Below are 5731 nucleotides of genomic sequence, written 5' to 3' on the forward strand. Positions count from 1 at the left end.
GCGGTGTCGTAATAAACTAAATGGACATTAAAAAGGCTGTCGAGACTTTCTCGACAGCCTGAGGGACCATCCGACGGATGGTCCCTTTCATTATGCCTTCCTGTTTATTTACTTACAGAACGTTTCTAGCTTAAGGCTCGATACCCCATTGCAGCGCGCCGGACAGGTAACCCGTAACTTTGTTCCAGTCCACATAGTTCGAGCTGGTTGCGTTGAAGGAGTAGTCGCCTGTTTGCGTGTAGTTCGACCAGTCGGAACGGTTGATGCGGATTTGCAGATCGATCGATTGGCCCGCAGCAAGCGTGCCTGCGGCGCTCGTGAAGCCGAGCTCCAGATACGTATCCGCGCCCGTCTTCGCCGTTGGCATCGTGACGAATGTGCCTGTAACATTCGCGCTGCCGACTTGCGACCAGTCGCACCAGAACACTTGCGTTTGGTTGCCGTCAGCCGTGTAGTAGTAACGGATCTTAACGTTCGAGAGGTTAATCGCCGTCGTTCCCGTGTTCACGAGCTTGATGCGAGGGCTAAGCGTATTCGTTGTACCCGTCGTCTGGCTGTTGAACAGCTGCAGCTTGAGGCTGCCCGTCGTCGTCGGTGTCGTATCGACCACGCTGACCGCAAGCGTTGCCGCAGCGCCAGCGCTGAAGTTGAACGTGAGCGTCGTCGTGCCGACTGCTTGCGCAGCGAGGTACGACTTCTTAATCGTTACGGCTGTGCCCGACACCGTGTAGTCCGTACCCGATACAAGGGTAGCGGAGCCGTTCTTAATGCTGGACAACGTGTTGCCGTTCAGCGTCAACGTAACGCCGATATCGGCTTGGTTTGCGGTTTTCTTATCGAACGATGCCGTCGTAGGCGTAATCGTCGAGTTCGTAACCGTCGAAGTCGTATCCACAACCGAGACAGTGAGCGTAACAGCCGAGCCTGCGCTGAAGTTGAATGTCAGGTTCGTCGTGCCTACCGCTTGAGCGGCAAGGTAGCTTTTCTTAATCGTTACTGTCGTGCCCGAAACGGTGTAATCCGTACCCGATACGAGCGTAGAGGAGCCGTTCTTAATGTTGGACAACGTGTTGCCGTTCAACGTCAGTGCGACAGAGATGTCCGCTTGGTTCGCTGTTTTCTTATCAAACGTTGCGGACGTCGGCGTGATCGAAGAGTTGTTGATTGGCGTTGAGCCGTTCGGATCGCCATAAATGATACCGCGGCCGTTCGTGCCGATGTAGACGCGGCCATAGATGCGAGGGTCGCCCGTAATGACGCTGTTCGTAACGCCGTATTGGTGAGCGTCGTCATTGATGCGAACCCACGATGCGCCGGCATCGTCGGAGCGGAAGAAGCCGCGTACGCCATCGATCTTCGCAGACGTGTAGATGGCTGGGTATGTCTGGCCTGTTGCTGCTTTACCGAAGCCTACAACGTCAGCCTCTTGCACGTTGGACAACTTCGTGAACGTTGCGCCGCTGTCGGACGAATGCCACAGACCGTATACGGTCGTGTCGCTGCCGCCAGCGATCCATACTTCGCCTTCTTTGCCGAACACTGTCTTCAGGTCGCCGGTCGTTGGCAGTCCTGTTGCTGCGGATTGCGTGAAGGATGCGCCGCCGTTCGTGGAGACGAACACTTTGCCGTCGCCGAAAGCATAGAACTTGTTCTTGTTTGCGCGGTCGGACGTTACCTTCGAGCCTTGCGGGAGGTTCGGGATTGCTGTCCAAGAGTTGCCGCCAGCCGAATAGTAGACGCCTTGGTCGGATGTGCTCCAGACGAGCGTGCTGCCGTCCGCCGATACGGCGATGTCGCCGCCGCCTTTGGTGCCGGATGGACGGTTCGGGTTGTACCAGTTGCCGCCGCCGTCATAGGAGAATGCGATGGAGGCAGTGTTCGCATCATCGACTGCGCCAACGCGAGCCATGAAGCCTGGGTTCAGTTCAGCGAAGTCGATGCTGTTTGTTTTATTTGGACCAACGAACATCTTGGTAGGGGAGGTAGTCAGACTATCATGGCGGAAGCCGGATACGTCGCCGATCGCGCTTAGCAGCGGTGCGCCGCTAGGCGGGCTGATCAGGTCGAGCACGGCCATCTCCTCGAGATTCTTGGCCATGACCGTAATGTTGACCTTCTTGCTGGTGCCCCAATCAAGCAGATTGTTCGAGCCATAAATGGTTGCGCCAGTGCCGTACATCATCCGGTTCGGATTGAACGGATCGATCTCAAGGTCGCCAATCATCCAGCCGAGCTTCAATGCAGGCTCCGGCGGCTGCGGGTTGGAGCCGAAGTCCAGCCATGGCGCTGCCGATATATCCTGCGTATACAGCAGGTTGCGGCTCGGATAGCCGTTCCACGACCAGATGCTCGTCCATGTTGCGCCTGCGTCCGTGGAGCGATAGATGTTCGCATCCGGCCACCATGCGTTGAGCGTCGAGACCATGATCGTGTTCGGATTCGTACGGTCGACAGCCAAGCCGCCGTAGCCGAAGTAGTCGTCGCCGCTCGTGCTAGGGATCGGGCTAATGTTCGTCCATACGCCGGTTGCGAGGTTATAGCGATAGACGTCGCCTTTGGCACCGTCATAAGGACCGCTGCTGTCGTTGTACGTAATGAACAGGTTGCCGCCCGAAATCTCGCCATGGTGAGGCAGGAAGCCGGTTGGTTGGCCTGGTACGGCCGTCCACGTTGCGCCGCCGTCCGTCGAGCGGTAGACGCTGTTGCCTTTGTCCGCTACGCCGACATAGATCGTTTGGGTAGCATTGCCTGACGTACCGGTCGACTTGTCGAACGTAATCCATGCGATACCTTGGATGTCCGCCGTGTATGGATAAGTAGGGTCCTGTACATACGTGCCGACGTTCGTGAAGCTCGTTACTTTGTTCCAAGTTACGCCGTAGTCCGTACTCTTCCATAGGCCGTTGCCGCTGCGAGCGCCGAAGTAAAGAATGCTGTTCTTATTCGGGTCGATCGAGAGGCGTTCGCCCATTGAACGGCCAGGCATGTTGCCGCCGACATAGAATGGAAGCTGCGTGCTCTGCCACGTGTTGCCTTTGTCCGTGGAGCGCATGATATAGCCGTGGTTCGGGTCCCAGCCGTTCGTGTACATGCCGGCTGCGATGTAGACGCGGTTCGGATCGACAGCATCTGTCGCGAGCGCATCGACGCCCAGCTTTCCCCAGTCTGTCCAGCCGACGTTATCGAGCAGCGGAATCCAACTGCTGTCTGTCGGGTTCCAGCGATAGACGCCGCCGATATCCGTTCTTGCATAGATCAGGTCTTGCTGGGTTTGGTTAAAAATAATGCCAGGCACGAAGCCGCCGCCCGCACCCGTATTGACGTTCTTCCACGTGTACGGCACGCTTGCCGCTGCATTAGCAACTGGCGCGACGATGGAGAGGGAGGTGCCGATCAGCACGGTAGATAACAACAGGCTGCACCATCGGGTAAGCCTTTTACGAATCACAATAAAACCTCCGATCGATTAATAATGAATGATTTTCGAAATATTCTGAAAACGTTTTCGAAAAATGGCTGCCGGATGCTTTCGAAAGCGGGACAACCCCGTATGATAGGTTACTCGGCTTGACAGCGCCGAACGAATCACCTCCTGCGTTAGCGATCGCACTTTGTGTATGCGGTTTCATATTAGCATATTAGGTAAAAATTGCTATAAGTCGATCGGGCGTTTTTTGAACGCGCGTGAGTAAATGAACATTCCGTCAATGTTCGATCTGCAGACTGACAATTCGACAGGGGCTAGTTATTTAAGAGGGGGTATAAGGACGCGCGGGATGCGATCAGGGGTCTGGAGACAGATAACAAACAAGCCGGTTGTTGGCCGGCTTGTTCGACTTTTGCAGCATATCGATCCGTAGTCCGATTGTCCTGTAATGTTGCGAGATGCAAACTGCAGGGCGTCGAAATAGGAACATTTGGTTAGATGAGCGGAACAGCAAGGTTACTACTTGGTCTCAAGCGCAACGTGGCTGCCCCAGATTGCGACGCCTTTGTCAGACAATGCGCTGAACGTCATGACCTGCGTTTCCATGCTTTCGTCGTATTCGCGGAGGAATACGCCTTTGTAGTCGACGCCGTCAACCGTAATGACTGCGTTATGGTCGCCATCCAGCTTCCAAGTGCCTGTCACTGCGCCGCTTACTTTGCCATCCTCGGACAGCGTAACGACAACAGATTCTACGGTTTCAGCTGTAATATCGTGACCATGGTTCACGTATTTGTAGTCGCCGACGATATCGGATACTGCGTACTTGCCGATCGTCTCGCCGCCATAGCGGTGTGGAGCGACGACAGGCCAGCCGTCAGCGTTCATGAACATTTGATGGACACGAACCTCATGCGCCTCGCCGCGGCTCGGGAAACGAGTATGGAAGATCAGGTAGTATTGGCCTGTCTTCTCATCATAGTAAGCCGAGTTGTGACCTGGCGAAACATAGCCGAAGTCGATGGCGTATGGGTTGCCTGTCGGCTCGCCGTCTACCGAGTTGAACTTGAAGTTGCCCATCAGCTTCACGCCGTATGGCGCATAGGAAGGGTCATCGAACAGCGTGCCAGGCGCGCCCATCGCATCGATAAGGTCTTGTCCTTCGGAATCGACGAATGGACCGTCGGGATTCTTGGAACGTGCAACACGGATGTTGTATCCGCCATCGGCGGCAAGTCCGCCGTAAGACAAGAACAGGTAGTAGTAGTCCGTTTGCGGGCTGTACAGCATGTACGGGCCTTCGATCCGGCTGTGGTTGCCGCCGAGCAGCTTTTTGCCATAACCTTGGTCTGGGAGCGGCATGCCTGTCTTCGGATCCATCTCCATGATGAAGATGCCGCCGGAGTAGGAGCCGTACACCATCCACAGCTTGCCGTCTTTGTCGAAGAAGGTGTCAGGGTCAACGACGTTCGGGTGAATCGTTGCGTCGTATACAGTGCCGTCAGGGCTCACTTCGCCCCATTGACCGGATTTCAGAATGATGCCGAGATTTTTGTAAGGGCCTTCAACTTTGTCCGCGACTGCTACGCCAAGCGCCGAACGAGGGGAGTCGCCTTTGCATGCGTTGTAATACATATAGAATTTGCCGTCGGCGAGCTGAATGACATCCGCTGCCCACAGCGTATCGGACTCTGCCCAATCAAGCGTTTCCTTGAGCTCTTCCATTACGTTCGGAATAAGGACGTTGCCGTCGATCACGCCGGAGTCGATAAGGGACCATTTCATCAGGTCGTTCGACTTCGCAGCCGCAAGGTGGGAGCCGAATACATAGTAGGTTTCGTCCACTTTGAGGACGGACGGATCATGTACGGATACGTTTTCAAAAACAGGAGCTTCAGCAGATGGCGCGTCGCTTGTCTCGTTCGACGTTTCGGTTGTCGCGTCAGCTTGGCTCTCCGTTTGTGTCGTTGTGCTCGAGTTGTTAGCGGTGTCTTTGCTGCTGTTGTCGCTATCTGTGCAAGCGCTTAACAATGCAGCCGTAAGAACAGCCGCCGCTGCGAGTTTGATTGATTTCTTCATCTTCATATGGCGAGCAACCTCCCTTATGTGTGTAAGCCTAGTGTACACTGTCTTATAGAAATTAACAATATTATAAACCTATTTATAAATATACAAATCCAAAATTTGATTTCGTGGTAAAACCAGGTGTTTGAGTACATTAACTGTCCGCGATCCAGCGGCCGCTTGGTTTAGGATACATAAAAGTACCCTAACAGTTCGCGATCCAGCGTCCGCTCGGCTTAC

2 protein-coding genes are annotated in these 5731 nt (G+C 54.7%); both read right to left on the reverse strand.

Going from position 1 to position 5731, the window contains the following annotated elements; all coding sequences use genetic code 11:
* Positions 1 to 130: 130 nt before the first annotated feature.
* Positions 131 to 3445 carry a X2-like carbohydrate binding domain-containing protein gene (locus SBI19_RS29280; RefSeq protein ID WP_483312354.1) on the reverse strand — a complete coding sequence of 1105 codons (3315 nt, stop codon included), beginning with the start codon at positions 3443 to 3445 and terminating at the stop codon, positions 131 to 133.
* 501 nt (positions 3446 to 3946) lie between these two features.
* Entirely contained in the window at positions 3947 to 5512 is a 1566-nt protein-coding gene (abnB, locus tag SBI19_RS29285) for an arabinan endo-1,5-alpha-L-arabinosidase AbnB (RefSeq protein WP_317973063.1), read from the reverse strand.
* Positions 5513 to 5731 lie beyond the last annotated feature (219 nt).

Origin of the sequence: Paenibacillus sp. CCS19 (genome assembly GCF_033239625.1) — a bacterium.
GTDB lineage: Bacteria > Bacillota > Bacilli > Paenibacillales > Paenibacillaceae > Paenibacillus_T.